Raw genomic sequence first — 26,402 nt, forward strand, 5'->3', positions numbered from 1 at the left:
GGGACACCAGAAGCAGTGCTTCGGAGAGGTGAACGTAGTGCAGGCAAACCAGATCGAGACAGCGACCGCGCCACTGCGCGACGACATCCGGTTCCTCGGCGGGATCCTCGGTGACACCATTCGCGACCACGAGGGTGCGGAGATCTTCGACCTGATCGAGCGGGTCCGGGTGGAGGCCTTCCGGATTCGCCGCTCCGAGGTGGAGCGCAGCGCGGTGGCCGACATGCTGCGCGATGTCGACATCCGCACCGCCATCCCGGTGATCCGCGCCTTCAGCCACTTCCTGCTGCTGGCCAATCTAGCCGAGGACCTGCAGCGGGATCGGCGGCGTGCGGTGCACGAGGCGGCGGGGGAGCCGCCCCAGGATTCCAGCCTGGCCGCCACCTACCGCAAGCTCGACGCCACCGGACCGGACGGGGACATGGTGGCAGACCTGCTCACCGACGCCCTGGTGTCGCCGGTCATCACCGCGCATCCGACCGAGACCCGGCGCCGCACCATCTTCGATGTGCAGGCCCGGATCACCGAGCTCATGCGGCAGCGGCAGCGCTACAACAAATACGAGCCGGAGTTCGCCGAGCTCGAGGTCGACATCCGCCGGCAGGTACTGCAGCTGTGGCGGGCGGCGCTGATCCGGCTGGCGCGCCTGCGGATTCAGGACGAGATCGAGGTCGGGCTGCGCTACTACGACCTGACGCTGTTCGATGTCATCCCGCGCATCAACGATCAGGTGCGGGCCGCGCTGCGGTCGCGGTGGCCCGGACACGAACTGCTGGCGCGCCCGATCCTGCGGCCCGGCTCGTGGATCGGCGGCGACCGGGACGGCAATCCCTTCGTCACCGCCGACGTGGTGCACCGGGCCACCCACCGCGCGGGTGCGGTCGCCTTCGACCGGTACCTGAAATCGCTGCTGGAACTGGAGAAGACGCTGTCACAGTCGGCGCGACTGGTGCCGGTGACCCCGGAGCTGTCGGCTCTCGCCGACGCCGGATTCGACGATTCACCGCAGCGCGCTGACGAGCCGTACCGCCGTGCCGTTCGCGGTATCCGTGCGCGGCTGAGCGCCACCGCGCGCCGGGCGCTGGGGGAGATCCCCACGGACGGCATCGATGTCGGCGCGCAACCGTACACCGCGCCCGCCGAGCTGCTGGCGGATCTGGGCGTGGTCGACGCCTCCATGCGCGCATCCGGCGACGGGCTGCTGGCCGATGACCAGCTGGCCACGCTGCGGGCCGCGGTGCAGACCTTCGGGTTTCATCTGCAGGGCCTGGACATGCGCCAGAATTCCGAAACCCACGAGCAGGTCGTGGCCGAGCTGTTCGCCTGGGCCGGAGTGCATTCCGACTACGCCTCCCTCGACGAGGCGCGGCGGGTCGAGCTGCTGTCCGCCGAATTGACCACGCGCCGGCCGCTGGTCGGACCGAACGCGGCGCTGAGCGAGCTCGCCGCCAAGGAACTCGGAGTGGTGCGCGCCGCCAGGGCCGCGCTCGACGATCTGGGCCCGGACACCGTGCCCAACTACATCATCAGCATGTGCACCTCGGTGAGCGACATGCTCGAAGCCGCCCTGCTCCTGAAGGAGGCGGGCATTCTCGATCCGGGCGACGCGGACACTCCACCGTCCAGTCCGGTCGGGGTGGTGCCGCTGTTCGAGACCATCGACGACCTGCGCGACGGCGCCGAAATCCTCGGCGCCGCACTGGAAGTGCCCGCCTATCAGCGGCTGGTGGCCGCGCGCGGCATGCAGCAGGAGGTCATGCTCGGGTACTCCGACTCCAACAAGGACGGCGGGTACCTGGCTGCCAACTGGGCGCTGTATCGCGCCGAGCTGAACCTGGTGGAGGTGGCCCGCAAGACCGGAATCCGCCTGCGGCTCTTCCACGGTCGCGGCGGCACCGTCGGCCGCGGCGGCGGCCGCAGCTACGACGCCATCCTGGCCCAGCCCGCCGGTGCGGTGCGCGGTGCGCTGCGCCTGACCGAGCAGGGCGAGGTCATCTCCACCAAGTATGCCGATCCCGGCACCGCCTACCGCAATCTGGAGGCGCTCGTCGCGGGCACCCTGGAGTCCACCCTGCTCGATGTCGAGGGCCTGGGCGCGGATGCCGAACCCGCCTACGAAATGCTGGACGAGCTGGCCGAATCGGCCCGCGCGGCGTACTCGAAGCTGGTCCACGAGACCCCCGGTTTCGTCGACTACTTCCGGGCCTCCACCCCGATCGCGGAGGTCGCCGACCTGAACCTGGGCAGCCGCCCCGCCTCCCGCAAGCCCACCAACTCCGTCTACGACCTGCGTGCCATCCCGTGGGTCATGGCCTGGAGCCAGTCCCGCGTCATGCTCCCCGGCTGGTACGGCACCGGCACCGCGTTCGAACAGTGGATCGGCGACGACCCGGCCCGCCTGGCCACCCTCTCCGACCTCTACCGCCGCTGGCCCTTCTTCCGCACCGTCCTGTCCAATCTGGCCCAGGTGATGGCCAAGGCGGACATGGACATCGCCGCCTCCTACGCCGGCCTGGTCCCCGATAAAGCCTTGCGCGACACCGTCTTCCACATGATCTGCGACGAGTTCACCCGTACCGCCCGCATGCACGCCGCCATCACCGGCACCGACGAACTCCTCGCCGACAACCCGGCCCTGGCCGAGTCCATCCACAACCGTTTCCCGTACCTCGAACCCCTCAACCAGCTCCAGGTCGAACTGCTACGCCGCCGCCGGGCCGGCGACACCTCCGAACTGGTCGAGCGGGGCATCCTGCTCACCATGAACGGACTGGCCACCGCACTCCGCAACTCCGGCTAGCCGCACTCGGCCCTGACTCGGCTGCCCCCGAAGGGACTCGGCTGCCCCGGAAAGCGTGGGCAGCCCAGATAAATGGAATCTCGATATTTCACACTCTGCGAACGTTAGTGTTCGTCGACCCCGTCGGCGGGGTCGACGAACAGGAGTTTCAAATGCGTGTGAGCAGAACGCTCCGTCGCCGAATCGGCTGGGGTGCAACGAGTTTGATGGCCGGGGCTGCTGTGGTCGCAATGACCGCGGCGACCGCTTCGGCGGACGGCCTGCTGCAGATGAAGATCATCCCGCCCAACGGTGGCTTCGTGGTCGGCGCGACCGCGGGCATCCAGGCGATGGCCGGTGGTTCGCTGTTCCCGACCGCGAGCTCGCGGGTGATCTTCCGCGACAACGGGGTTTGCTTCTATGCCTTCTATCCCGGGATGGACGAGGCCGGGTTCGGCGCCGAGTGGACGCCGACGACCGTGGGCACTCACACGGTCACGCTCTCGCAGGGTTCGGATTCGGTGACGCAGACCGTGGTGGTCGCTCCGGCGCCCGCCGGTGCCCCGGTCCCGACTCCCTCGACCACGGGTTGCGGCGGTGGTGGCGGCAGCATCGGCACCGGCAGTCTCGGGTTCTGAGTTCCGTCGTTTCGTTTCGATGGCCACGGTGTCCGACTCCGTGGCCGTCTTTCGGTCAATTGGGTAGGAGTAATCCTACGGTTGACGGGTAGGTAGTTTCCTACCTATCGTGTGGTCATGCCCTACCGCTTGAAGTCCGGGACCGCCGATCGGGTGTTCGGGGCGCTGGCCAACCCCACCCGGCGCGACATTCTCGAGCTGCTGCTCGAGGGAGAGCAGTCGGTGCAGGTGATCGCGGAGCGCTTCGATATGGCGCGGCCCAGTGTCTCGGAGCATTTGAAGGTGCTGCGGGATGCGGGGCTGGTGGCCGAGGACAAGCGCGGCAGGCAGCGGTTCTACCGGGTGGAACCCGAACCGCTGCACGACTTGCAGTCCTGGCTCGATCCGTTCGAACGGTTCTGGCGGGCCCGGCTGCGCGACCTGGGCGCGGTGCTGGATGCCATGCCCGACGATCCCGAGGAGAAGGACCGATGATGACCGACGACATCACCACGATCGAACTCGATCACTACTACCCGCATCCGCCGGAGAAGGTGTGGCGCGCGCTCACCACGCCGGAACTCATGGGGCAGTGGATGATGCGGCCCATCGGTTTCGAACCGGTGGTGGGCACGGTCTTCGAGATGAGGACCCAGCCGATGCCCGGTCAGAACTTCTCCGGCGAGATTCGCGGCGAGGTGCTGGAAGTCGTTGCGCCGCAGCTGCTCAGCGTCAGCTGGAACGACGCGAAGTCCGATCGGGACAGTGGCTGCGTGATCAGCTGGACCCTGCGGCCGGAGGGGCGCGGCACCCGAATCCTGTTCAGCCACCGTGGTTTCGATCCGGAGGATTCGGTCATGCAGCGGGCGCGCAGCATCATGGGCGGCGGCTGGAAGGGCATGCTGGACCGGCTGGAGTCCGTCCTCGCGGACGCCGAGCCGGTCCAGCAGACCCCGGAGTAGGCCCGGGAACGGCCGGGGCGGGGACGTCAGGCCGTGAAGGAGTCGGTGTGGTCGCGCACCCAGTCGGCGTAGCCGCGCGGCGCGCGGCCGAGCACCCGCTCGACGTCGCCGGTGATGATGGCGTTCGCGCCCGCGGCCACGTAGGCATGGCCGGCCAGTGCGCCGGCCGCGAATTCCTCGGACATGCCCGCCCCCAGCATGAACTCGCGTGCCGCGTCGTGCGCGATATCGGTGACCTCGATCGGGCTGCCGAGCGCGGCGGCGAGGACGTCGGCCTGCTCGCGCGTGGTCAGCCAGGCCGGGCCGGTGAGCGTGAGCACCCGGCCCGAATGCGCGTCGGAGAGCAGCGCTTCCACCGCCACCGCCGCGACATCACGCGGATCGACCACGCCCTGCGCGCCGGTGCCGGTCATATTCGGCACCGGCTGCCCCGCCTTGATCGCTGCGCTCCAGCTCAGGGTGTTCGACGCGAAACTGCTGGGCCGCAGGATGGTCCACGCCACGCCGCTGTCCCGGACCGCCCGCTCGCCGGGCGCGTGCCAGGTGCCGACCCGGCCCAGATCGGGGTCGCCGGTGCCGATGGCGGACAGCTTCACCAGGCGCTGGACGCCGGCGTCGCGGGCCGCCTCGATCAGCGCGCGATCCAGTTCGACATAGTCGGGTCCGAGCAGCCCGACCAGGAATGCGGCTTCGGCCCCGCTGAAGGCCGGGGCCATCGACGCGGTGTCGGCGTAGTCGCCGCGCACCACCTCGACGCCGTCGGGGACCTGGGCGCTCTCCGGATTCCGGGTCACCGCGCGCACTTTCACCCCGCGCGCCGCCAGCTGCCGGACGACTTCACTTCCGATGGTGCCCGTGGCACCGGTGATAACGATCATGGGAATCACCCTGCCGACCCACCCCCGTCCGGCTATAGGAAAAACCGGCACACCCGTGACCGCCGAAGCTGCCTAGAGTTGATCGGGTGACCACTGCGCAAACCCTGGCTCCAGTCGTGACCGCCGAGGATCTCGAACGCCGCCTGACCCCGCCTGCCGCGCTGCGTCCGTGGATCACCGAGATCGCCTGCATTCCGACCGTCCACCCCGGGTCCGCCGCCTTCACCCACATTCCCCAGGCGGTCACCTCGATCGTGCTGCGCACCGAGGAATCCGGCCGCCGGGACGCGTGGGTGCTGGGCCCGCGCACCCGCGCCACCTACTCCAGCCCGGACACGGCCGCGGGCTGCACCCGAATCCGCCTGGCTCCCGGTGCGTCCCAGCCCCTGCTGGGCATCGCGGCCGCCCAGCTGACCGACCGGATCGCCGTGCTGTCGGACTTGCCCGGCCCGGTCGCCGATCTGGCCGACCGGCTGCTCGAGCTCGATCCCGACGAGGTCGCCCCCTTCCTGGAAGCCGTGCTCCCGCACCGCCTCTCGGAGGATTCGGTTCGCCGCGACCACCGCCGGCTACTGGATTCGGCGGTCGCCGCCATGGACACCGCCGGCCCGGTCACCGCACTGGCCGCGGACCTGGCCGTCTCCGAACGCCAGCTGCGCAATCTGTTCGCCGCCGGAATCGGCGTGTCGCCCAAGCACTATGCCCGCATCACCCGGGTTCGTCAGGTCCTGGCCGCCGCGGGCAATACGCCGTGGTCACACGTGGCCACGGCCTCCGGCTACTACGACCAATCCCATATGACCGCAGACTTCCGCTCCCTCATGGGCGTTCCGCCCACCGCCTACTTCCGCGGCGATATCCCGGCCCCCAGCCCCTGCCAATCCCTGACCCGGCTCTGACCCTGGGCCGCAGGGGTGCGGACGCCGCTGCCCGGCAACCACATTCGCATCGGAGGACCCGGCGCATGGAAACGCCGGCCGACTCTGCGCGCCCGGAGGGGACGTTCGGGCAGCGGAATCGGCCGGCGGGAATCGGGCCAGCGCCTCGAAAGTGGCCCGACGATCAGAGAGTGCGGAGCCGGGCAGGGGGACCGGCTCCGCGGGTGTGAACTAGCTGGCGTAGGCGCGCAGGCGGTCGGCGCGCTCGCCCTTGCGGAGCTTGGACATGACCTCGCGCTCGATCTGGCGGACGCGCTCGCGGGACAGGCCGAAGAGCTTGCCGATCTGGTCGAGGGTGCGCGGCTGGCCGTCGTCGAGGCCGTAGCGCAGGCGGATGACCTGCTGTTCGCGCTCGTCGAGGGTGGCCAGCACGCTGCGCACGTCGCGGTGCAGCAGACCGGCGATGACGGCGCTCTCGGCGGAGGTGGCCTCGGAGTCCTCGATGAAGTCGCCCAGCGGGGCCTCTTCGTCATTGCCGACCGGCATGTCCAGGGATACCGGGTCGCGGCTGTGGTCGAGCAGGTCGGCGATCTTGTCGACCGGGATGCCCGACTCGTTGGCCAGTTCCGCGTCGGTGGCCTCCCGCCCGAGCTGCTGGTGCAGTTCCCGCTTGATGCGGGCCAGCTTGTTCACCTGCTCGACCAGGTGGACGGGGAGGCGGATGGTGCGGGACTGGTCGGCCATGCCACGGGTGATGGCCTGGCGGATCCACCAGGTGGCGTAGGTCGAGAACTTGAAGCCCTTGGTGTAATCGAACTTCTCCATGGCGCGGATGAGACCCAGGTTGCCCTCCTGGATCAGGTCCAGCAGCGGCATGCCACGACCGGTGTAGCGCTTGGCGAGGGAGACCACGAGGCGGAGGTTCGCTTCCAGCAGGTGCTGGCGGGCGGCCTGACCCTCGCGAACCAGGATCGCCAGATCCTTCTTCTTCGCGGCGGACAGACGCTTGCTCGTCTCCAGCAGGTGCTGAGCGTAGAGGCCCGCCTCGATGCGCTTGGCCAGCTCGACCTCGTCGGCCGCCGTCAGCAGCGCCGTCTTACCGATCCCGTTCAGGTACACACGTACCAGGTCGGCGGCGGGGCTCTGGGCGTCGAGGTCTTGTTCGCTGGTGCGCACGTCAGTGGTGGCGGGGCTTGTCATGACTTGCCTCCTGTCGGTGGTGTCTCGCTCCGTTCAACGGACCCGACTTCAGGAAAGTTCCCCGCCAGACCACCGGTAAACCGCGCTTGATCTGCGGTTTTTACGGCGCACGGCTGAGAAGTTCCTGAGAAGCGCGCATCGCCGGGAACACGCGCCACCGGCGGACGACCCTCGGTGACCGGGTGGTTGCCCACCGCCGCGCCCGAACTTCCTGACGCGACAAGCGAATACGTGTGTACGGGCCTTGCCCGGACGTCGTGATTCGAGCACGTGGTTGAACGAATCGCGGCTCGGGCGCATTCCCGCGGCCGCCCGGATCGGTATCTGGGCGACATGTGATCGTGACGGACCTCACCGCCCGTCAGCGGCGGTTTCCAGCGGAAATACCGACGGCCGCCGGGGCAGGCCCGGCGGCCGTCGGCGGGGGAGAGCCCTCGCTCAGCGCGGGTGGACGAGACCGTGCCGGACCAGTCCGGCCACCACGGTCATCGCCGCGCTCTCGAAGTCGGGGGTCGCGGCGTCGCCGGTTTCGCTGAAGGCCAGCAGTTCGAGGAGTTCGCGCAGGGGGAGGCCGTCGGGGCGCATCCCGGACAGCAGCGCGGCGGTGGTGTCGTCGACCTCGTGCTGCCAGCGCGGGCCGTCGCCGCGGTGCAGCCGCGCCACCGCCTGCGTCCAGCCCGCGTCGCCGGGGAGATAGACGCGTTCGAGCGCGGTGGCCGGATCGACCTGGTAGCGCGAGTCGAGGATGAGGTCGGGATCGGCGGCCGCGGCGCGCAGCCAGGCCGAGCGCTCGAAGTAGGCGATGGCCTCGGGGCCGAGCGGGTCGTCGAAGCTGTGGGTCAGATCCTCGGCGAGCAGTTCGGTCGGGCCCTCGGTGGCGCGCAGGTAGACGAAACCGAAGCCGATGCCCTCGACGTCGGCCTCACGGAAGGCGTCGAGCCAGCGTTCGGCGCGGGCCTGGGCGGCGCCCTCGCGCGGATCCAACCCGGCGTCGCGCAGCCAGGTACCGACATAGAGGGCCGGATCGGCGATGTCGCGCTGCACGATCCAGGCGTCGATACCGTGGTCGGGCAGCCAGCTCGCGACGCGGCTGCGCCAGTCCTGGCCGTCGAGGTGCACCCAGGAGGCGAGCAGTGCCGCGGTGCCGCCCGGGTTCAGCAGGTCCGGAATGCCGGAGATGACAAGTTCGCTCGCGCCGTCGAGGGCGAGGCCGGAGTCGCGGTAGGTGTGCTCGACGCGGGCCGGGCCCACCACGAACGGGGGATTGGCCACCACCTGGTCGAAGCGGCGGCCGGCCACCGGTTCGAACCAGGAGCCTTCCAGCAGTTCGATATCGAGGTCGTTGAGCGCGGCGGTGGCCCCGGCCAGCCAGAGGGCGCGCTTGTTCACGTCGGTGCCGGTGACGGTGCGGCCGTAGGCGGCGGCGTGCACGGCCTGCACGCCGCAGCCGGTGCCCAGATCCAGGACGGTGCCGACCGGGCGGGTCGGGGTGGCGCGCAGCAGCGACAGCGAGGCATGGCCGACGCCGAGCACGTGGTCGGCGTCGAGACTGCGGCGGCGCATGGAGTCGTCGAGGTCGGATAGCACCCAGCGGGTGCCCTCGCCGAGATCGAGGGGACGCAGATCCAGGGCGGCGCGGACCTCGTCGCCGTCGCGCTCCAGCAGCCCCGCCGCGGTGGCGCGGTCGATGCTCACCGGCGAAAGGGCCGCCGCCGCTTCACGTTCGGGGACCGGATCGCCGAGCAGCAGCAGGCGCACCAGGGTACCGAGCTCGCCGAGATCGGCGGCGGCGCGGCGGACGGGGACCGGTTCGCCGCGGCCGAGGGCGGCGTGGGCGGCGTCGCCCAGCGCCTCGAGCAGGGTGTCCGCGTCGTAGCGGACGCGGGTCAGCGCCGCGCGTAGGTCGGGCGCGAGGTCGGCGAGCAGGGACGAGGTGGTCGTCTGATCCGTCGGCATGACATCGAACTCTGCCACCGCTACCGATGGGCATCCGGCGGCGGGCCCGGTTCGCCCCATCGGATCGCGGGGAAACCGGTTGGTAGCTGGCCGCCGGACGCCATTAATTTCGGCTCACTTATCGATGAATTTGCGATCTCACCTGCGGTTATTCGACCCGCTCGCGACCACCTTCGTTGCTACTGTGACCGGGATCACCAGGAGGTATCGCAGTTGACAACTGAATCCAAGACCGGCCGTCCGGATCTCGAATGGACCGAGGTCTACGACAGCCCCGAGTTCCAGCGCCTGCGGCATCGCTTCCGGCGCTTCGTTTTCCCCATGACCGCTCTGTTCCTGTCCTGGTACGCGCTGTACGTGCTGCTCGCCGACTACGCGCACGACTTCATGTCGCACAAGGTGGGCGGGAACATCACCGTCGGGCTGATCTTCGGCCTGCTGCAGTTCCTTTCCACCTTCGTCATCACCGGTCTCTACGTGCGTTACGCCGACCGCACCCTCGACCCGATGGCCGAGCAGATCCGCGCCGAACTGGAAGGACCGACCCGATGACCGTGGATCTGGCAGCGGCCGTGGAGGGCAGCCGGCCCGGGCTCAACATCACCATCTTCGCGATCTTCGTGGTCATCACGCTGGGCATCGTGGTGTGGGCCAGCCGCGACAACCGCACGGCCGCAGACTATTACGCCGCCGGGCGCGCCTTCTCCGGGCCGCAGAACGGCATCGCCATCTCCGGCGACTATCTGTCGGCCGCCAGCTTCCTGGGCATCGCCGGGGCCATCGCGGTGTACGGCTACGACGGCTTCCTCTATTCCATCGGGTTCCTGGTGGCCTGGCTGCTGGCGCTGCTGCTGGTCGCCGAGTTACTTCGCAATACCGGCAAATTCACCCTCGGTGATGTGCTGGCCTTCCGGATGCGGCAGCGGCCGGTGCGGGCGGCGGCGGCCACCTCCACGCTGGCGGTGAGCCTGTTCTATCTGCTCGCGCAGATGGCCGGAGCGGGCGTGCTGATCTCGCTGCTGCTGGGCGTATCGGGCTCGGCGGGACAGAATCTGGTGATCGCCGTCGTCGGCGCGATCATGATCGTCTACGTGCTCGTCGGCGGCATGAAGGGCACCACCTGGGTGCAGATCGTCAAGGCGGTGCTGCTGATCGGCGCGGCCGCGGCCATGACGGTGTGGGTGCTGGGGCGCTACGACTTCAACTTCTCGAGCCTGCTGCACGATGCGGTGAACCATGGCGGCAAGACCGGTGCGAAGCTGCTCGAGCCGGGCTTCAAGTACGGCAAGAACGGCACCAGCAAGCTCGACTTCCTTTCCCTGGCACTGGCTCTGGTGCTGGGGACGGCCGGGCTGCCGCACGTGCTGATGCGGTTCTACACGGTGCCGACGGCCAAGGAGGCGCGCCGGTCGGTGGTGTGGGCGATCGGCCTGATCGGGGTCTTCTATCTGTTCACGCTGGTGCTCGGGTACGGCGCGGGCGCGCTGGTGGGGCCGGAGAAGATCGCCAAGGCGCCGGGCAAGGAGAACGCGGCCGCGCCGCTGCTGGCCCTGGAACTGGGTGGGCCGGTGCTGCTGGGATTCGTTGCGGCCGTGGCGTTCGCGACGATTCTGGCGGTGGTCGCGGGCCTGACCATCACGGCGTCGGCGTCCTTCGCCCATGACGTGTACGCCAACGTCATCAAGCGCGGGAGCGGCGACAGCCGGGACGGCGAGGTGCGGGTCGCGCGGATCACCGCGGTGGTGATCGGGGCGCTGGCCATCGTGGGCGGCATTCTGGCAAAGAATCAGAATGTGGCGTTCCTGGTGGCGCTGGCCTTCGCAGTGGCGGCCTCGGCAAACCTACCGACCATTCTGTATTCGTTGTGCTGGCGGCGCTTCAACACCGCCGGCGCACTGTGGAGCATCTATGGCGGACTGGCCGTCACGATCGTGTTGATCGTGTTCTCGCCAGCGGTCTCCGGAGCGCCCACCGCGATGATCAAATCCCATGACTTCCACTGGTTCCCGCTCGCCAACCCGGGGTTGGTGTCCATCCCGGTTTCGTTCGCTCTGGGCTGGCTGGGGACCGTGCTGTCGAGGGAACGTGACGACGCCAAGTACGCCGAGATGCAGGTGCGGTCGCTGACCGGCACCGGAGCGGAAAAGGCTGTGCAACACTGATGTCCGAATAAAGTGGCGGAAAGTTCGCTGAATAGCGTTTCAGAATTTCAAGATCAACAATTTGAAGATCAAAAATACTGCCCCGCAACGAGGTTGGGCTGTGTATGCTATTGATCATGCACGGCCCCACTACGAGGTGGGATGACGGCGAGGCGGTGTCGTATTGGACCTCAACAGGCTACGGATGCGTAGAGCGAGTGCTATTGCAATCGCTTTCGGCGTACTGGCATTGATGGTCACAGGGGCGTTCGATCGATTGTTGCTGGGTGTTTTCATGGCCACCGGGCTGACGCTCGGCTGGGTGAACGCCCGGCTTACCTGGATGTCCATCGTCCGTATCACGGATGCGGAAACACCCAGCAAACAGAAATTGGCGCTGTCCTCGGCGTCGCGGCTGCTCATTCTGACCGCTTTGTCGATTGTGGTGGCATTCCTGACCCGGCCCTACGGCGTCGGAATCTTCTTCGGGCTGGCGGCCTTTCAGCTGATTCTGGTACTCCATACCGCTCTGCCCGAGGTGAAAGGGCTTCGACAGCAGTCATGAGCATTCCCGTCGCTTCCCTCGCCCATTCGTCGGCGCCGGCGCTGCTGGCCGCCGAGGATTCCTCGGGGGAGTCCAAGATCCATGTCGGCGACCACGCCCAGGCGCATCTGCTGGGCATGACCTTCAATGTGGACACCATCGTGTCCACGGGGGTGGCCGCGCTGATCGTACTGGCCCTGGCCTTCTACCTGCGGGTGAAGATCACCTCCGGGGTGCCCAACGGGGTGCAGCTGTTCTTCGAGACCGTCACGGTCCAGATGCGCAGCCAGGTGGAGACGGCCATCGGCATGAGGGTCGCGCCGTTCGTGCTGCCGCTGGCGGTCACGCTGTTCACCTTCATCCTGCTCTCGAACTGGTTGTCCGTCTTGCCCGTTCAGTACGGTTCGGGGGAATTGATCGCGCCGCCGGCGTCCGATTTCAATTTCACGCTGTCGCTCGCGTTGTTCGTGTTCCTGCTCTATCACGCCGCGGGCGCGTGGCGGCGCGGCCCGGGCGGGCACGTGAAACAGTTGCTGAAGGGCCACACCGGCTGGGGCCCCATGGTTTTCATCAATGTGGTTGAGGAAATCGCCAAACCGCTGTCGCTCTCGTTGCGACTTTTCGGCAACATGTTCGCGGGCGGCGTCATGGTTTCGGTGATCACGTTGTTCCCCTTCTGGATCAGCTGGGGACCGAATGCCATCTGGAAGGTCTTCGACCTGTTCGTCGGAGCCATTCAGGCATTCATCTTCGCCCTGCTGACCATCCTCTACTTCAGCCAGTCGATGTCGCTGGAGAGTGAAAACCACTGAGCGGCTTCAGCTGTTCAGCGCTATAACCCTTTGTCAAAGGAAGTGAAAAATGGCAGACCCAGCAACCGCGAGTATCGTCCAGGGCGCTCTCATCGGCGGCGGCATCATTCTGGCGGGCGGTGCCATCGGCGCGGGTATCGGTGACGGTCTGGCCGGTGCCGCTCTGATCAACGGCGTCACCCGGCAGCCGGAGGCGGAGGGCCGCCTGCGCGTGAACTTCTTCCTGACCGTGGGTCTGGTCGAAGCGGCATACTTCATCAATCTAGCGTTCATGGCATTGTTCGTATTCGCTACTCCCGGTAAGTAGACGTCATCATGTCTCCCAGAACGGATGTGGAGGCCGCCGGGAACTTCCTGGTTCCCAACGGCACCTTCTTCGCTGAGTTATTGATCTTCCTGATCGTGCTCGGAGTCATCTGGTTCTTCGTGGTTCCGCCGATACGAAAGGTGCTGGCGGAGCGGGAGGCACGCGTCGAGGTCACGACGGCGACCGCCAAAGAAGCCAGCGAAACCTTCGCCGAAGCCGAGGCGCGCTACGAGTCCGCGCTCGAGAAAGCCCGTACGGAAGCGGCCGACATCCGCAACCAGGCCCGGGCCCAAGGGCGCGCGATCCTCGAGGAAATGCGCGGCGAGGCACAGAAAGAGGCCGACCAGATCGTGGCCGAGTCCACGGCGCACCTCCGCGCCGAGGCCGACCAGGTCGCCGCCGAACTACGCGAAGCCGTCGAACCACTCGCTCAGGACCTGGCCGGCCGGGTCCTGGGCGGGAACGATCGTGCCCGGACCAGCGCGGGCCAGCAGAGAGGACGGGGGTCTGCATGATCCTCACCGATACCCATCTCGCCGAGGGTATTTACAACATCACCTTCGATTGGCCCGTCTTCTTCAGCCAGCTGTTCGGCTTCGCTGTCATCGTGTGGTTCTTCGTGAAATACGTTGTGCCACCCGTGAAGAGGATCATGAACAACGCTCAGGACCAGATCCGGCGGCAACTCGAGGAGAGCGAGGCGGCGGCGCAGCGACTGGCCACCGCCAAGGCTGCCTACGACAATGCCGTCGCCGAGGCACAGGCCGAACTCGACCGCATGCGCGAAGAGGCCCGGGCCGACGCCGACCGCATCATCCTGCAGATGCGCGAGGCCGCTGCGGCCGAGGTGGAGCGGGTGCGCAAGCAGGGCCGCGATCAGATCCTGCAGTACCGCAGGCAGATGATCCGTGACCTGGAGCAGGATCTGGCCGCCGCCATGCTCGCTCTCACCGAGGAGAAGGTGCGCGAGCAGATCGGTTCGCCCCAGGCACGGGCCGACAGCATCGAGAAGTTCCTCGAGGATCTCGAGGCGCTGGCCAACTCCGGCGAAGCGGCACGCCGCCAGCCGCAGACCGAGCGCAAGTAGCAGGACCGGCTACGTCGAAGCCCCTGCGTGCTTCCCGGCTCCGAGGAGCCTCGAAGCACGCGGGGGCTTCGACGATCCCGCGCCTCAGGCCGGCCGGCGGCCGGTCAGGCAGTAGGGCTGGCCGGCGGGGTCCGTCATGACGATCCAGTGCTTGCCGAGTTCGGCGCGGTGTGCGCCCAGCCGCTCGTGCCAGGTCGCCGTGGCCTCGATGTCGGTGCAGGCGATATCCGGGTGCGCCGACGTGGGTCGGTCATCGCCGAGGCGTTGCAGCAGCAGGTCGATCGGAAGGCCGGGACGCGCGGAGAGGCGGGCGAATTCCGGCAGGGTGCTGGGGCGCCAGGACCATTCGGTCAGGTCGGTCCAGAAGCGGGCCTCGGTCTCGTAGTCGCTCGCGCCGATGTCGAGGCAGATCTGGTCGAGCCGGCTGCGGTCGCCGGCGGGTCCGGTCACGGTCGGGGTGAGCGGGCCCGCGGAATCGCGGAAAGGTGTGAAGCAGAAGGGCATTCCGGCGGGGGAGTGCAGGACGGCGTAGCCGATGCGCGAAGTGAGGATGTAGTCCGCGGCGAGGGTGGCGCCCAGCTGCTGGGCGCGCTCGGTGGCCGCGCCGACATCGTCGACATCGAGGTCCAGATGCACGCGCGCGGGGCCCTCGATCGCCTGCATCTTGACCGTCGCGGCCCCGGAATCCGGTAGCAGCGTGACGAATTCGTCGCGTTCGCCCCGTGGCGCCGAGAGCTCGGTGCCGGTGATCGTGGTCCAGAACCGGGCGCTGTCGTCGAATTGTGCTGCGGGACAGTCCAGGAAGGCCCACATCCAGCGAATCGTCATGCTGTCTCCAGGGTTTCGCGCTTGCGGAAGGTCTTGCGGTAGGTCAGCGGCGGCACGCCCAGCTCCAGGCGCATGTGGTGGCGCAGCGAGGCGGAGGTGCCCATGCCCGCGCTGCGCGCCACCTCGTCGACGGTCAGGTCGGTGGTCTCCAGCAGGTGCCGGGCGCGCCGGACCCGTTGCTGCAGGATCCACGCCCCCGGCGCCATGCCGGTTTCGGCCTTGAACCGGCGGGTGAAGGTGCGCACGCTCATATGAGCATGCGCGGCAAGGGAGTTCAGGTCCAGCTCCCGGTCCAGGCGGTCCAGTGCCCAGCGGCGGGTGGGCGCGGTGCCCTCGCTGCCCGACTCCGGGACCTGTCGCTCGATGAACTGCGACTGCCCGCCGTCACGCCAGGGCGGCACCACGCAGTAGCGGGCCGCGCCATTGGCGGCGGCGCTGCCGTGATCGGTGCGGATCAGATCCAGGCACAGGTCGATGCCGGCCGCCAATCCCGCTGAGGACCAGACGTTTCCGTCCTGCACGAACAGCAGGTTCTCGTCGAGGAGAACCTTCGGGTAGAGCGCGCGGAACCGGTCGGCGAACTGCCAGTGGGTGGTGGCGCGGCGGCCGTCCAGCAGGCCCGCCGCGCCGAGCACGAACGCGCCGGTGCAGATGGAGACGATGCGGGCGTCCGGCCGGATGGTGGCCAGCGCCGCGGCCACCCGGGGCGGCAGCGTGCCCTCCTGCCGCGGCTGGGTGATGCGGGTGCCGGGCACGATCACGGTGTCGGCCCGGGCCAGCAGCTCGGGGCCGAATTCCGGGATGACGGTGTATCCACCGGTGGCGACCACACCGCCGGTGTCGACGCCGCAGGTGTGCACCTCGTAGAGCGGGTTGCCGTCCTCGTCGACGGCGGCGCCGAGCACCACGGGCGGGATCGACATGTCGAAGCCGACGGTCGGTTCCAGGACGAGGACGGCGACCAGATGGGGTGTCGGCACGATGCTCCTCTCGTGATGGCTGGATCTTGACGCATTGTGTCATTCTGGCCACTCGTGGCGGAAGGGCTTTTCGGTCACCCTCGTTCGAGTGAGCGAACTGAAGGACGATCTCGGCCGGGAATCATCGGGTGGCACAGCCCCGTTGCACGCCGGCGCGGACGGCTCGGCCACGAGCGGCACACCGCTGCCCGACGCACCCGCGACCAGGCGGCCGGGGCCGCATCCGGCGTGGATCGTGGCGGTGGTGGGCTTCATCGCGCTGCTGGGCGCGGCCGGCTTCCGCTCGGTGCCCGGTGTGCTCATGGACCCGCTGCACGAGGAGTTCGGCTGGTCGCACGGCACCATCGGCGCGGCGGTGTCGGTGAATGTGCTGCTGTACGGCCTGATCTCGCCGTTCGCGGCGGCGCTCATGGATCGCTTCGGTATTCGCCGGGTGGTGGCGTGCGCGCTGGTGCTGATCGCGGCGGGCAGCGGACTGACGGTGTTCATGACCCGGCCGTGGCAGCTCATGGCGACCTGGGGCCTGCTGGTGGGCGTCGGCGTGGGCTCGATGTCCATGCCGTTCGTGGCCACCATCACCGGGCGCTGGTTCGTGAAGCATCGCGGCCTGGTGACCGGCGTGCTCACCGCCGCGGGCGCGACCGGGCAGCTGGTCTTCCTGCCGCTGATCGCGAGCCTGGCCCGCGATCACGGTTGGCGCACACCGTCTCTCGTGGTGTCGGCGACGGCGCTGGCGGTGGTGCCGCTGGTGCTGCTGTTCATCCGCGACTTCCCCAGCGACGCCGGGGTGCGGGCCTACGGCGCCGAGCCGGACAGCGGGGTCGGAGTGCGCACCTCGGCGCCGGGTGGCGCGGCCCGCGCGGTGACGGTGCTGGCGACCATCGTCCGCAAGCCCGTGTTCTGGCTGCTGGCAGGCGGTTTCGCCATCTGCGGGGCATCCACCAACGGCCTGATCGGCACCCACTTCGTGAGCGCCGCCCACGATCACGGCATGCCCGCCACCACCGCGGCCGGATTGCTGGCGACGGTGGGCATCTTCGATGTCGCCGGCACCATCGCCTCGGGCTGGCTCACCGACCGCGTGGACTCCCGCTACCTGCTGGTCGCCTACTACTCGCTGCGCGGCATCTCACTGCTGTTCCTGCCGATCCTCTTCGGACCCGACGTACACCCCAGCATGTGGGCCTTCATCATCTTCTACGGCCTCGACTGGATCGCCACCGTCCCGCCCACGGTCGCCCTGTGCCGCGCCCACTTCGGCGCGGACGGACCCGTCGCCTTCGGCTGGGTCTTCGCCTCCCACCAGATCGGCGCCGCCCTGGCCGCTTTCGGCGCGGGCGTCATCCGCGACGTGCAGGGCAGCTACACCTTGGCCTGGTTCATCGCGGGCGGGTTGTGCGGGCTGGCGGCCCTGCTGTCAGCGGGGATACGTCCGCGCTAACCGTCGATTGCCCGGTGCGGCCGTGATTCCAGCGCTGTCTGATCGCGTCGTCCGTCCCAGCGGCTGGGCTCGTCCTTGGTGCGGGGCGGGCGGTCGTTGGCGATGAGGACCGCGATCCACGGCAGCGGGACGGAGACGCCGATGATCAGCAGCGAGAGCCACCAGCTGTGCCACACGCTGTAGGCGACGGCCGCGCCGATCAGGCACGGGATGCGCAACGACATGATGGTGATGTACCGCCGCACCCGGTCGCGATGCTGCTGCTCGAGCGAGGTCGCGGCCTCGGTGATCAGCGCCGGATGCTGCTTCTCCTCGCCCGGGAAGTAGCCCTGCGACTGGCGCAGTGGTTTCGGGATGGAACCGGCGGGATGGAACTCGACGTCCGGGCGATCCTCACCGCTCATGCCGTCGGCCTGGGATTCGCCGTCACGCTGCATACCCCGAGTCTTCCACTACCGCGCGTCGGATGCACACGCCGCCCGCCCTGCGACAGGCCGACCTGGCATGATTGAACGGTGAGCGCAGACACCCTGGTCCGTCCGGACGAGACCACCGACGAGTCGACCGACAACGACACTCCCAAGGTCTTCCATTACGTCAAGAAGGAGAAGATCGCCGAGTCCGCGGTCATGGGCACCCACGTGGTCGCCCTCTGCGGCGAGGTCTTCCCGGTCACCCGTTCCGCCAAGCCGGGTTCCCCGGTCTGCCCGGACTGCAAGCGAATCTATGAAATGATGAAGCGGGACTGACCGGTCTGGTCGACAGGCATCCCGTGAACGGCTGGGCGCGATGACCACGGCACGTGAGGTTCCCGATCCGTGGTCAGGCTCGCGCAGCACTCCGCACTGGGTTCCCGCCCGCGGATTGGCCAATGGGCTGAACTCACAGTCCTGGGCAGTCCTCGCCGACTTGGCCGAGTCGCAGGTGTACCGAGTGCTGTTCGCGCTGATCGACGCGGGGATCGCAGCCTACGTCCTGCCTGTGCGCACGACCGTGCTGGAGCGCGGTGATCCGGAGGTCGTATGGCGGCTCTGGGTCGATATACCGCGGTATCGCGCGGCCGAGGATTTGTTGATGGAGTTGCTGCGCTACGGCCGCCCTCGGCGCCGGCCGAAACCGGTGGAGGGCCGTCGTCGGCGCCGGCGAGTGCCCCTGGTTCGCAAGCCGCAGTGAGCCCCCGGGCTGCACATGAAGCCAGACCGTCGCGTGCGCGGCGCGCGATTCCGACGGACGTGTTCAGGCTGCGGTGTCGGTGTGCGGCAGTGCGTCGAGCGACGGCAGGGGACGCCCGCAGATCTCGTGCGCGTCGTCTGCGGAGAGTCCGAACATGCGCAGCAGGTCTTCGGTGACCTGATCGGTCGCCTCGGCGTCGTCGCGTTCGGGCTGCTCGTGCAGGAGCTGGCCGAGGCAGATGGCGGCGCCGGTGACGATGGTCATCGCCAGCTCGGTATCGCGGACGTCGAATCGTCCGGCGCGGACACCGGCCTCGATATCGCGGCGGGCGCGGGGGGCGAGGCCCTGCTCGGAGCGCGCCAGCTGCAGGCCATTGTTGATCAGGACCTTGCTGAGCATCGGGTTGCGGCGGTGCAGGCGCCCGGTGAGCCGGAAGCTCTGGGCGAAGACCTGCGCCGGGTCGTCGACGTTGTCGCAGAGGGTGTCGAGCACGACGCCGTACAGGTCGAGCGCTTCCTCGACGGCGGCCTCGAACAGTTCTTCGCGGGTTTGGAAGTGGTTGTAGAACGACCCCATCCCGACGTCGGCGGCCTGGGTGATCTCCAAGATCGGCACGCTGAGCTTGCCCGCCGCGAGGAACGATTGCGCCGCCTTGACGAGCGCCGCGCGGGTACGCGCCTTCCGGCGCTCCAGGCGATTGGGTTGCCCGGATTGCGTGACCATCGCTGTCCACCTCTTCCCTGACACCGTAGGCCGCCCAGCATAGCGCCCCGGGTCAGTTCTGACGAAATTCTCAGAAGGTCTTGACTGACTTTTGGTTCGTGAGTGACGATATCGTCAGAATATGAAGGGAGCGGTCGATGAGCGGACATCACGACGTGCACAACGGCCTGCACAGTGCGCAGGGCGCAGTGCGGGGTGAGCACCCCGGCCGCGCCCGCAATCCGGTGGTGAAGGTGCTCGATCTGGCCTGGCTGGAATTCGAGAAGCCCGACCTGGAGCGCGCCGAGATCTTTTCTCGCGCTTTCGGTTTCACCACCGCCGCGCGGACATCCGAGGAATTGCACCTGCGCGGAACCGACGCCGGGTCGCCCTGTGTGCTGGTGCGGCGCGGTGATCGCTCCCGGTTCGTCGGCCCGGCTTTCCGGGCCGCCGAGACCGGCGATCTGCTGCGCCTGGGCGAGGAAACCGGTCGGCGGCCGCAGCCGCTGCCGGAGTCACTCGGCGGACTGGGTCTCGATCTGGCGGATCCGAGCGGGCTGCGGGTCCGAGTCGTCTCCGAAAACCACGAACTGCCCGGGCTGCCCGCGCAGCGGACGCAGGTGTTCAACAGCGGGCACGAGGTACTGCGTGTCAATGCCACCCAGCGGCCGCCCCGGGTTCCGGCGCAGGTGCAGCGCCTCGGCCATGTCGTCGTGCAGACCACCAGGTACCGGGAGACTCTCGACTGGTACCTGCGCTATCTGGGCCTGATCGTCAGCGACTTCCTCTTCTACCAGGGACAGCGGGAACGCGGGCCGGTGATGAGCTTCATTCGCTGCGACCGCGGCGCGACTCCGGCCGACCATCACACACTGGCGCTCACCCTCGGGCCGTCGAACCGGTATGTGCACTCCGCCTATCAGGTCGCCGATCTGGATGCGCTCGCCGCCGGCGGCGAGTACCTCCTCGACCACGGTTATCAGCGGTCGTGGGGAATCGGACGCCACATTCAGGGCAGCCAGATCTTCGACTACTGGCGGGATCCCGACGGTTTCATGGTCGAGCATTTCAGTGACGGCGACATGTTCGACTGCACCCTCGAACCGGGCTGGGCGCCGATGAGCGCGTCGGGGCTGGCGCAGTGGGGGCCGCCCGCCACCAAGGATTTCCTGGGTCTCTCCCCTGGGCGGGAATCGCTCAGAGAAGTGCGCTCGATCCTCGACGCACTGCGCGAGGACAACGAATTCGATCTCCGCCGCCTGCGCGGCCTGCTGAAAGTAGCCAACTCATGAGCATTTCCGTTCTCCGTACCGCGGACGCCTGGTGGGTCCGGACACCCGCCGGTGCGGCGCGCATCGATACCGCCGCGACCACGACGCGCGAACTGCTGGCGGATCGGGCGGCGATCGCCGCGGCCGCCGCGAGCCCGGATCTTGTTCCGGTCGAAAGTCTTTCGCTGATCTCTCCGGTGACCGCACCGTGCCGAGTCGTCGCGCAGATGACGAACTTCGCATCCCACGTGAAGGACTCGGGGCTGAACCCCGAGACCGTGCCGCTGACCTTCTTCCGCAAGAGCTCCGGATCGATCAGCGGTCCCTACGACGACGTGATCCGGCCCGCGCATGTGAAGCTGCTGGACTACGAGGTGGAGATCGGCCTGGTGTTCGGCCGCGAGATGCCGGTCGGCGCCGAGATCGACGATGACTCCCTCGGCGACTACATCGCGGGTCTGGTCGTGACGAACGACGTGTCGGCCCGGGACGTGCAGCTGCCGAAAACCCAGTTCTACGAGGCGAAGTCGTATCCGACCTTCACGCCCGTCGGCCCCGCACTGGTGCTGCTGGACGCCGACGAGCCGAAGCGGTTCACCGATCTACGCCTCCGGCTGTGGGTGAACGGCCGAGTACGCCAGGACATGACGGTCGCCGACATGATCTACCGGCCGGTCGAGACGCTGCGGGCCTTGAGCCGGTTCCAGCGCATGGACGCCGGAGACCTGCTGCTGACCGGAACTCCGATCGGCACCGCGCTGAGCGCTCCACCGAAGCCGGTCGAGATCATCGCGTCGCTGCTGCCGCCCAAGATGAAGTGGAAGCTGTTCTTCGAGGGCCAGGCCAAGAATCCGAAGTACCTCCAGGACGGCGATGTGGTCGAGGCGACCATCGGCACCGATGATGGTGTCCTCGACCTGGGCCGCCAGCGCACGGTCGTGAGGTACGCGCGGTGACCGGTAACCCGACCCTCGAGTCCGACGCCGAAGCCCTGCTGTGGCCGCGCTACAGCGGTCCGGAGGACCTGAGCGTCATCGAATCGGTGCCCCTGGCCGAGCGCGGGCTGCCCGAGTCGACCTACGCACTGCTGGTGCGCGCCGCGCGGCGGTGGCCGGACCGTACGGCGGTCACCGTGCTGCCCGATGCCTCGACTTGGCGGGAACCGGTGCAGCGCACCTACTCCCAGTTGCTCGCCGATGTGCACCGCTGTGCCAATCTGCTGCACGCACTCGGCGTGCGCCGCGGCGACGCGGTCGCCCTGATCGCGCCCAACTGCGCCGAGTCGATTCCCGCCACCCTGGGCGCACAGCTGGCGGGCATCGCCGCGCCGATCAATGGCGGCCTGTCGCGGGCGCACATCGCGGAGCTCCTGCACCGCTCCGGCGCTCGGGTACTGATCGCCGCCGGCCCCGAACTCGCCGCGGACATCTGGGAGTCGGCATCCGAACTCGCGTCCCAGGGTCTGCTGGATGCGGTGCTGATGCTCCGGCCGACCGCTGCCGCAACGGAGACCGTGCCGCTGCCTGTCATCGACGGTGTGCGCATCGGCTATCTCGATACCCTTGCAGCCGAACATGATTGGGCCGCTTTCGCCGGCGAGCCGCCCGCCGCAACGCATCTGGCGGCCTTGTTCCACACCGGCGGCACCACCGGTGTGCCGAAGCTGGCCGCGCACCGACAGTCCGGTGAGGTCGCCAATGCGTGGATGATCGCGGCCAACTCCCTGCTCGACGAGGATGCGGTGGTCTTCGCCGCGCTGCCGCTGTTCCATGTCAACGCGCTCGTCGTGACGCTGCTCGCGCCCTTGTTCCGCGGTCAGTCGGTGGTCTGGGCCGGGCCGCTCGGATACCGGGACTTCGCTCTCTACGGCGAGTTCTGGAATATCGTGGCGCACTATCGGATCGCGGCCATGAGCGCGGTGCCGACGGTGTACGCGGTGCTGGCGCAGTGCCCGATCGGCGCGGACATCTCGAGCCTGCGCTACGCGATGGTCGGCGCGTCCCCGCTGCCGGCCGCCGTGCGCGAGAACTTCCAGGCGCACACCGGGGTCACGCTGGTCGAGGGTTATGGCCTCACCGAGGCGACGTGCGCGACCGCCCGCAGTTTCCCGGATCTGCCGCGTCCCGGCTCGGTCGGGCAGCGCATGCCCTACCAGCAGGTCAAGGTCGTTCGCACGTCCGAGGACGGCGTCTGGACCGAACTCCCCGCCGGTGAGACCGGCATTTTGGTGATCGGCGGGCCCACGGTCTTCGCCGGTTACGTGACCGGCCGCAGCGAGCACGGGCACCTGCTGGACGGGCTCGGTGCGGTGGTCGACGGGTGGCTGAGCACCGGCGATCTCGCGCATGTCGATGCCGACGGATTCGTTCATCTGCACGGTCGCACAAAGGATCTCATCATTCGCGGCGGGCACAATCTCGATCCGGCGGTCATCGAGGACGCGCTCCTGTCCCACCCGCAGGTGACCTCGGTGGGCGCGGTCGGCCGCCCGGACGTCCACGCCGGGGAGGTACCCGTGGCCTATGTGACCCTGGCGCCCGGCGCGGAGGTGAGCGAGGCGGAGCTCGCCGCCTGGGCGGGGGAGCGGGTGCCCGAACGCGCCGCCACGCCGAAAACGGTGACGGTGCTGGATGTCCTGCCGGTGACCGACGTCGGCAAGCCGTACAAGCTCGGCCTGCGCGCCGACGCCACTCGTCGCGAGGTACTGGATGCGCTGGCCGGAGTCGAGGCCGTACTCGGTGTCACCGCGCAGGTCGAGGACGGCGCGATCGTGACCGTCGTCGAGCTCGGCCCCGAGGCCGTCGAAGGGGCCGTCGAGGCGATTCTCGGTTGCTACGCGATCACCTGGAAGGTCGAGGTGCACCGATGAAGATCCTGTCGACCATGCTGGCCGCGATGCTCACCGTGGCGTTCCTGTCGTTCGGTGCGGCCAAGACGCTCGCCCTCGCGCCGATGCGGGAACGTGCCGCGCGTCTGGGCTACTCCACCGCCGCCTACCGGGGCATCGGAGCGCTCGAAATCGCCGGCGCGGGTGGGCTGCTGATCGGTCTGGCCCGCCCGCCGATCGGGATCGCTGCGGGAATCGGCCTGGCACTGTTGATGACCGGCGCCGTGGTCGCACATGTCCGCAACGGCGACGGCGTGGCCGAGTACGCGCCCGCGGTGGTCACCGGACTGGTCACGCTCGGCTATCTGGCTGCGCTGTCCGGGGTTTCGCCGTGAGCACCGCGACGATCCCGGTGGTGATCGTCGGCGCGAGCCCGGCCGGTATCACCGCGGCCACGTTGCTCGCGCACCTTCGCCTGCGCCGGCGGCAGACGGGCCGGCTTTCGAGCAGCGCGGCGGGTTCATCGCCGTCGCGGAGCCGGGCACCGAGCTGCATCGTTGGGTGCGGCAGGGTCGCGCCGTCGCGGCTCTGGTCCGCCCGGACGGCACCGGCCAGTCCTGCGGAGATGTGCGGTCATTGTGCGCGGCATCGCCCTCTTTCCATCCGGGCGCACCGGCGTGAGGGTGACGAGCCGGTTGCTGACCATTGCGACGTTTATGAGGAAATCATCATCTGGCGTGTTACCGTACCGATAGGTCTGTGATTGCTGGTCGGATGGTGTCTCCACGAGAGGACCCGCATGTCCCGCTATCTGTACGCACTCGGCCAGGTCGCCGTCCGCCGCCGCTGGTGGGTGCTGGCGATATGGATCGTGCTGCTGGCCGCCGCCATCGGATTCGCCGCCGCGACGGGCGGAAAGACCAACGACAATTTCACGGTTCCGGGCACGGAATCGCAGGACGCGGTCTCCTTGCTGCAGCAGCGGATGCCCGCTTTCTCGGGTGCGCAGATGCAGGTCGTGTTCGCGACATCGAACCTGGCCAAGGTGACCGATCAACCGGTGACCGGCGAGATCGAGCAGATGATGGCCGAGTTGAAGGGGCTGCCGCAGGTCGCCGCGGTGGTCGACCCGTTCCAGACCAAAGCGGTCTCACCGGATCAACACGTCGCCCTGGGCAGCGTGCAGTTCTCCGTCTCGGCCGGCGAGGTCGAGCAGTCCACCCTCGACCAGGTGACCCGGGTCGCCGACCGGGCGCGCGACACCGGTCTGCAGGTCGAGTTCTCCGGTGCCGTCTATCCGGGCTTCACCGCGGAGGTCCCGCACACGCCCGAAATGCTCGGTGTCATCGCGGCCTTCGTCATTCTGCTGATCACCTTCGGCGCGGTGGTGGCGGCGGGACTGCCGATCATCACGGCGGCCGTCGGCGTGGGTATCGGTCTCACCGGCATCCTGGGCATCGCGGCCTACACCGACGTGCCGTCGGCGGCGACCTCGCTGGCACTGATGCTGGGTCTGTCCTGCGGGATCGACTACGCGCTGTTCGTCCTCTCCCGGCATCGCCACCAGGTGGTGCTGGGAATGGCTGTGGCGGAGTCGATTCCGCTGGCGGTCGGGACCGCGGGCAGTTCGGTGGTGTTCGCGGCGGTGACCGTGATCATCGCGCTGTGCGGGCTGGCGGTCGCGAACATCCCGTTCCTCACCGTCATGGGCCTGACCGCCGCCGGCGCGGTCCTGGTGGCCATGCTCGTCGCGCTGACCCTGCTGCCCGCGCTGCTCAGCCTCGCCGGTGGCACCGTCGCCAAATTCATCTCGCCGCCGCTGCACCCGGGAAAGCCGGAGGAGGTCGCGCGCATCGCCGCCTACGAGCCCGAGCGCACCGCGGGCCACGCCTGGGGACGGTTCGTCACCCGCTTCCGGATTCCATTGCTGATGCTGGGTATTGCGGTGCTGGTGGTGATCGCGCTGCCCGCCACCCGTATGGATCTCGGATTGCCCAGTGGCGCAACGCAATCGGAGTCCAGCACCGCCCGCAGGGCATATGACCTGGTGAGCCGGTCGTTCGGCCCCGGGTTCAACGGGGCGCTGCTGGTGGTGACCGACCTCTCGCACGCCACCGGCCCGGACGCGGCGCAGACCGTGATGGGCCGGCTGCAGCAGGAGCCCGGCGTCGCGGTGGTGCAGCCCGCGGGCACGGGCGACAACCTGGTCCTGATCCAGGTCGTGCCCAAGACCGGTCCCGACGACAGCGCGACCGCCGATCTGGTCAACCGCCTGCGCGATGACCGCGCGACCATCGAGAGCGGCTCCGGGGCAACGTATCTGGTGGGCGGCACCACCGCGGCGAACATCGATACCTCACGCCGCTTGGGTGAGGCGCTGCCGGTCTTCCTCGTTGTCGTCGTGGGTCTGGCGCTGGTGCTGCTGACCATCGCCTTCCGGACCGTCCTGGTACCGCTGTCCTCGATCGTCGGGTTCATCCTCTCGGTGTTCGCGGCGCTCGGCGCGCAGGTCGCGGTCTTCCAATGGGGGTGGGGCGCAAGCCTTTTGCATGTCACCAACGCGGAGACGCTGAGCTTCCTGCCGATCATCACCCTGGCCATCATCTTCGGGCTGTCGAGCGATTACCAGATCTTCGTGGTGTCCCGCATCAAGGAGGAGCACACCCGCACCGCGGACGCGACCGCCGCGGTGCGCAATGGGATCGCGCATTCGGCGCGCGTCGTCACGGCCGCGGCGCTGATCATGTTCGGCGTCTTCGTCGCCTTCGCCACCGTCGACAACCCGATCGTCAAACCGTTGGCGTTCACGCTCGCGGTCGGTGTGCTGCTGGACGCCTTCATCGTCCGGCTGACCCTGGTGCCCGCGGTCATGGCCCTGATCGGCGATCGCATGTGGTACCACCCGCGGTGGTTCGCCCGCTACGTGCCCGACTTCGACATCGAAGGCGCCGAACTCGAACGCCGCTTGGCGGACACCGAAACCGAAACGCCGCGGGTGGTTACCAACTGATCGGGACGC

The 26,402-nt window shown here is 68.5% G+C and carries 27 protein-coding genes; 20 read left to right on the plus strand and 7 right to left on the minus strand.

The genetic code is table 11. The features are described from left to right. Nucleotides 1-37 precede the first annotated feature (37 nt). The 4 genes from ppc (at nucleotide 38) to ACWEKS_RS15465 (ending at nucleotide 4,358) form a co-directional block, all read left to right on the plus strand. Entirely contained in the window at nucleotides 38-2,800 is a 2,763-nt protein-coding gene (gene ppc / locus ACWEKS_RS15450; protein ID WP_452340680.1) for a phosphoenolpyruvate carboxylase, read from the plus strand. Between the two features lie 230 nt (nucleotides 2,801-3,030). After that, nucleotides 3,031-3,417 carry a hypothetical protein gene (locus ACWEKS_RS15455; protein ID WP_452340681.1) on the plus strand — a complete coding sequence of 129 codons (387 nt, stop codon included), beginning with the start codon at nucleotides 3,031-3,033 and terminating at the stop codon, nucleotides 3,415-3,417. A 117-nt stretch (nucleotides 3,418-3,534) separates the two neighbouring features. Then, the gene (locus ACWEKS_RS15460; protein ID WP_354837038.1) at nucleotides 3,535-3,891 is read left to right on the plus strand and encodes an ArsR/SmtB family transcription factor; all 357 of its coding nucleotides are present in this window, start codon (nucleotides 3,535-3,537) and stop codon (nucleotides 3,889-3,891) included. Then, nucleotides 3,888-4,358, plus strand: a complete 471-nt coding sequence (locus ACWEKS_RS15465) for an SRPBCC family protein (protein WP_452340682.1) — start codon at nucleotides 3,888-3,890, stop codon at nucleotides 4,356-4,358. The genes ACWEKS_RS15460 and ACWEKS_RS15465 overlap by 4 nt, the downstream gene beginning before the upstream one ends. Before the next feature lie 26 nt (nucleotides 4,359-4,384). Here ACWEKS_RS15465 and ACWEKS_RS15470 read toward each other — a convergent pair whose 3' ends face one another. Next, on the minus strand, nucleotides 4,385-5,236 hold the full coding sequence (locus tag ACWEKS_RS15470; protein ID WP_452340683.1) for an SDR family oxidoreductase: 852 nt from the start codon (nucleotides 5,234-5,236) through the stop codon (nucleotides 4,385-4,387). Nucleotides 5,237-5,322: 86 nt separating this feature from the next. Here ACWEKS_RS15470 and ACWEKS_RS15475 point away from each other — a divergent pair, with 86 nt between their 5' ends. Continuing rightward, nucleotides 5,323-6,135 (plus strand): helix-turn-helix domain-containing protein, encoded by an 813-nt coding sequence (locus ACWEKS_RS15475; RefSeq protein ID WP_452340684.1) that lies wholly within the window; start codon nucleotides 5,323-5,325, stop codon nucleotides 6,133-6,135. A gap of 210 nt (nucleotides 6,136-6,345) precedes the next feature. On the opposite strand, the gene ACWEKS_RS15480 is transcribed toward ACWEKS_RS15475, so the two are convergent. Together ACWEKS_RS15480 and ACWEKS_RS15485 are read right to left on the minus strand one after the other, a co-directional pair. Next, nucleotides 6,346-7,314: a sigma-70 family RNA polymerase sigma factor gene (locus ACWEKS_RS15480; RefSeq protein WP_354837030.1), complete on the minus strand. Its 969-nt coding sequence runs from the start codon at nucleotides 7,312-7,314 to the stop codon at nucleotides 6,346-6,348. Between the two features lie 438 nt (nucleotides 7,315-7,752). Beyond that, nucleotides 7,753-9,270, minus strand: coding sequence for a DUF7782 domain-containing protein (locus ACWEKS_RS15485; RefSeq protein ID WP_452340685.1), 1,518 nt, complete (start codon nucleotides 9,268-9,270; stop codon nucleotides 7,753-7,755). 213 nt (nucleotides 9,271-9,483) lie between these two features. Between ACWEKS_RS15485 and ACWEKS_RS15490 the strand changes: the two genes are divergently transcribed. The 7 genes from ACWEKS_RS15490 to ACWEKS_RS15520 all read left to right on the plus strand — a co-directional run bounded on the left by ACWEKS_RS15490 (nucleotide 9,484) and on the right by ACWEKS_RS15520 (nucleotide 14,161). Further along, nucleotides 9,484-9,822 (plus strand): DUF485 domain-containing protein, encoded by a 339-nt coding sequence (locus ACWEKS_RS15490; protein ID WP_452340686.1) that lies wholly within the window; start codon nucleotides 9,484-9,486, stop codon nucleotides 9,820-9,822. Then, nucleotides 9,819-11,432 (plus strand): solute symporter family protein, encoded by a 1,614-nt coding sequence (locus ACWEKS_RS15495; protein WP_452340687.1) that lies wholly within the window; start codon nucleotides 9,819-9,821, stop codon nucleotides 11,430-11,432. Before ACWEKS_RS15490 ends, ACWEKS_RS15495 begins: the two co-directional genes overlap by 4 nt. Before the next feature lie 274 nt (nucleotides 11,433-11,706). After that, entirely contained in the window at nucleotides 11,707-11,976 is a 270-nt protein-coding gene (locus ACWEKS_RS15500) for a hypothetical protein (protein WP_364618754.1), read from the plus strand. Further along, nucleotides 11,973-12,767 (plus strand): F0F1 ATP synthase subunit A, encoded by a 795-nt coding sequence (gene atpB / locus ACWEKS_RS15505; RefSeq protein ID WP_452340688.1) that lies wholly within the window; start codon nucleotides 11,973-11,975, stop codon nucleotides 12,765-12,767. The genes ACWEKS_RS15500 and atpB overlap by 4 nt, the downstream gene beginning before the upstream one ends. A 49-nt stretch (nucleotides 12,768-12,816) precedes the next feature. Next, nucleotides 12,817-13,074, plus strand: coding sequence for a F0F1 ATP synthase subunit C (locus ACWEKS_RS15510; protein ID WP_040810042.1), 258 nt, complete (start codon nucleotides 12,817-12,819; stop codon nucleotides 13,072-13,074). A gap of 8 nt (nucleotides 13,075-13,082) precedes the next feature. Further along, complete coding sequence (locus ACWEKS_RS15515) at nucleotides 13,083-13,589, plus strand: F0F1 ATP synthase subunit B (RefSeq protein ID WP_354837020.1); 507 nt, start codon at nucleotides 13,083-13,085, stop codon at nucleotides 13,587-13,589. Continuing rightward, a complete protein-coding gene (locus tag ACWEKS_RS15520) occupies nucleotides 13,586-14,161 on the plus strand; it encodes a F0F1 ATP synthase subunit B family protein (protein WP_379389935.1) in 576 nt (191 codons plus the stop codon). Before ACWEKS_RS15515 ends, ACWEKS_RS15520 begins: the two co-directional genes overlap by 4 nt. 84 nt (nucleotides 14,162-14,245) lie before the next feature. Here ACWEKS_RS15520 and ACWEKS_RS15525 read toward each other — a convergent pair whose 3' ends face one another. Together ACWEKS_RS15525 and ACWEKS_RS15530 are read right to left on the minus strand one after the other, a co-directional pair. Next, complete coding sequence (locus tag ACWEKS_RS15525) at nucleotides 14,246-14,989, minus strand: VOC family protein (protein ID WP_452340689.1); 744 nt, start codon at nucleotides 14,987-14,989, stop codon at nucleotides 14,246-14,248. Next, nucleotides 14,986-15,912, minus strand: a complete 927-nt coding sequence (locus ACWEKS_RS15530; protein WP_452340733.1) for a GlxA family transcriptional regulator — start codon at nucleotides 15,910-15,912, stop codon at nucleotides 14,986-14,988. Before ACWEKS_RS15530 ends, ACWEKS_RS15525 begins: the two co-directional genes overlap by 4 nt. Before the next feature lie 199 nt (nucleotides 15,913-16,111). Between ACWEKS_RS15530 and ACWEKS_RS15535 the strand changes: the two genes are divergently transcribed. Then, nucleotides 16,112-17,410: an MFS transporter gene (locus tag ACWEKS_RS15535; protein WP_452340734.1), complete on the plus strand. Its 1,299-nt coding sequence runs from the start codon at nucleotides 16,112-16,114 to the stop codon at nucleotides 17,408-17,410. Here ACWEKS_RS15535 and ACWEKS_RS15540 read toward each other — a convergent pair. Further along, nucleotides 17,407-17,847, minus strand: coding sequence for a DUF3099 domain-containing protein (locus ACWEKS_RS15540; RefSeq protein WP_452340690.1), 441 nt, complete (start codon nucleotides 17,845-17,847; stop codon nucleotides 17,407-17,409). The two genes, ACWEKS_RS15535 and ACWEKS_RS15540, sit on opposite strands and share 4 nt — an antisense overlap. A 78-nt stretch (nucleotides 17,848-17,925) precedes the next feature. Between ACWEKS_RS15540 and ACWEKS_RS15545 the strand changes: the two genes are divergently transcribed. Continuing rightward, on the plus strand, nucleotides 17,926-18,159 hold the full coding sequence (locus ACWEKS_RS15545; RefSeq protein ID WP_354837011.1) for a DUF3039 domain-containing protein: 234 nt from the start codon (nucleotides 17,926-17,928) through the stop codon (nucleotides 18,157-18,159). A gap of 184 nt (nucleotides 18,160-18,343) precedes the next feature. Next, on the plus strand, nucleotides 18,344-18,583 hold the full coding sequence (locus ACWEKS_RS15550) for a hypothetical protein (RefSeq protein WP_452340691.1): 240 nt from the start codon (nucleotides 18,344-18,346) through the stop codon (nucleotides 18,581-18,583). Nucleotides 18,584-18,646: 63 nt separating this feature from the next. Here the strand turns inward: ACWEKS_RS15550 and ACWEKS_RS15555 are convergent, their stop codons facing one another. After that, on the minus strand, nucleotides 18,647-19,306 hold the full coding sequence (locus tag ACWEKS_RS15555; RefSeq protein ID WP_452340692.1) for a TetR/AcrR family transcriptional regulator: 660 nt from the start codon (nucleotides 19,304-19,306) through the stop codon (nucleotides 18,647-18,649). A 137-nt stretch (nucleotides 19,307-19,443) separates the two neighbouring features. On the opposite strand from ACWEKS_RS15555, the gene ACWEKS_RS15560 reads away from it, so the two are divergent. The 5 genes from ACWEKS_RS15560 to ACWEKS_RS15580 all read left to right on the plus strand — a co-directional run bounded on the left by ACWEKS_RS15560 (nucleotide 19,444) and on the right by ACWEKS_RS15580 (nucleotide 26,393). Further along, nucleotides 19,444-20,577 (plus strand): VOC family protein, encoded by a 1,134-nt coding sequence (locus ACWEKS_RS15560; RefSeq protein ID WP_452340693.1) that lies wholly within the window; start codon nucleotides 19,444-19,446, stop codon nucleotides 20,575-20,577. Further along, nucleotides 20,574-21,512 carry a fumarylacetoacetate hydrolase family protein gene (locus ACWEKS_RS15565; RefSeq protein WP_452340694.1) on the plus strand — a complete coding sequence of 313 codons (939 nt, stop codon included), beginning with the start codon at nucleotides 20,574-20,576 and terminating at the stop codon, nucleotides 21,510-21,512. Before ACWEKS_RS15560 ends, ACWEKS_RS15565 begins: the two co-directional genes overlap by 4 nt. Then, nucleotides 21,509-23,425 carry an acyl-CoA synthetase gene (locus ACWEKS_RS15570; protein ID WP_452340695.1) on the plus strand — a complete coding sequence of 639 codons (1,917 nt, stop codon included), beginning with the start codon at nucleotides 21,509-21,511 and terminating at the stop codon, nucleotides 23,423-23,425. Before ACWEKS_RS15565 ends, ACWEKS_RS15570 begins: the two co-directional genes overlap by 4 nt. Continuing rightward, nucleotides 23,422-23,778, plus strand: coding sequence for a DoxX family protein (locus ACWEKS_RS15575; protein WP_452340696.1), 357 nt, complete (start codon nucleotides 23,422-23,424; stop codon nucleotides 23,776-23,778). The genes ACWEKS_RS15570 and ACWEKS_RS15575 overlap by 4 nt, the downstream gene beginning before the upstream one ends. Nucleotides 23,779-24,182: 404 nt before the next feature. After that, a complete protein-coding gene (locus tag ACWEKS_RS15580) occupies nucleotides 24,183-26,393 on the plus strand; it encodes an MMPL family transporter (protein WP_452340697.1) in 2,211 nt (736 codons plus the stop codon). Nucleotides 26,394-26,402: the final 9 nt, after the last annotated feature.

Source organism: Nocardia sp. NPDC004711 (assembly GCF_053601595.1).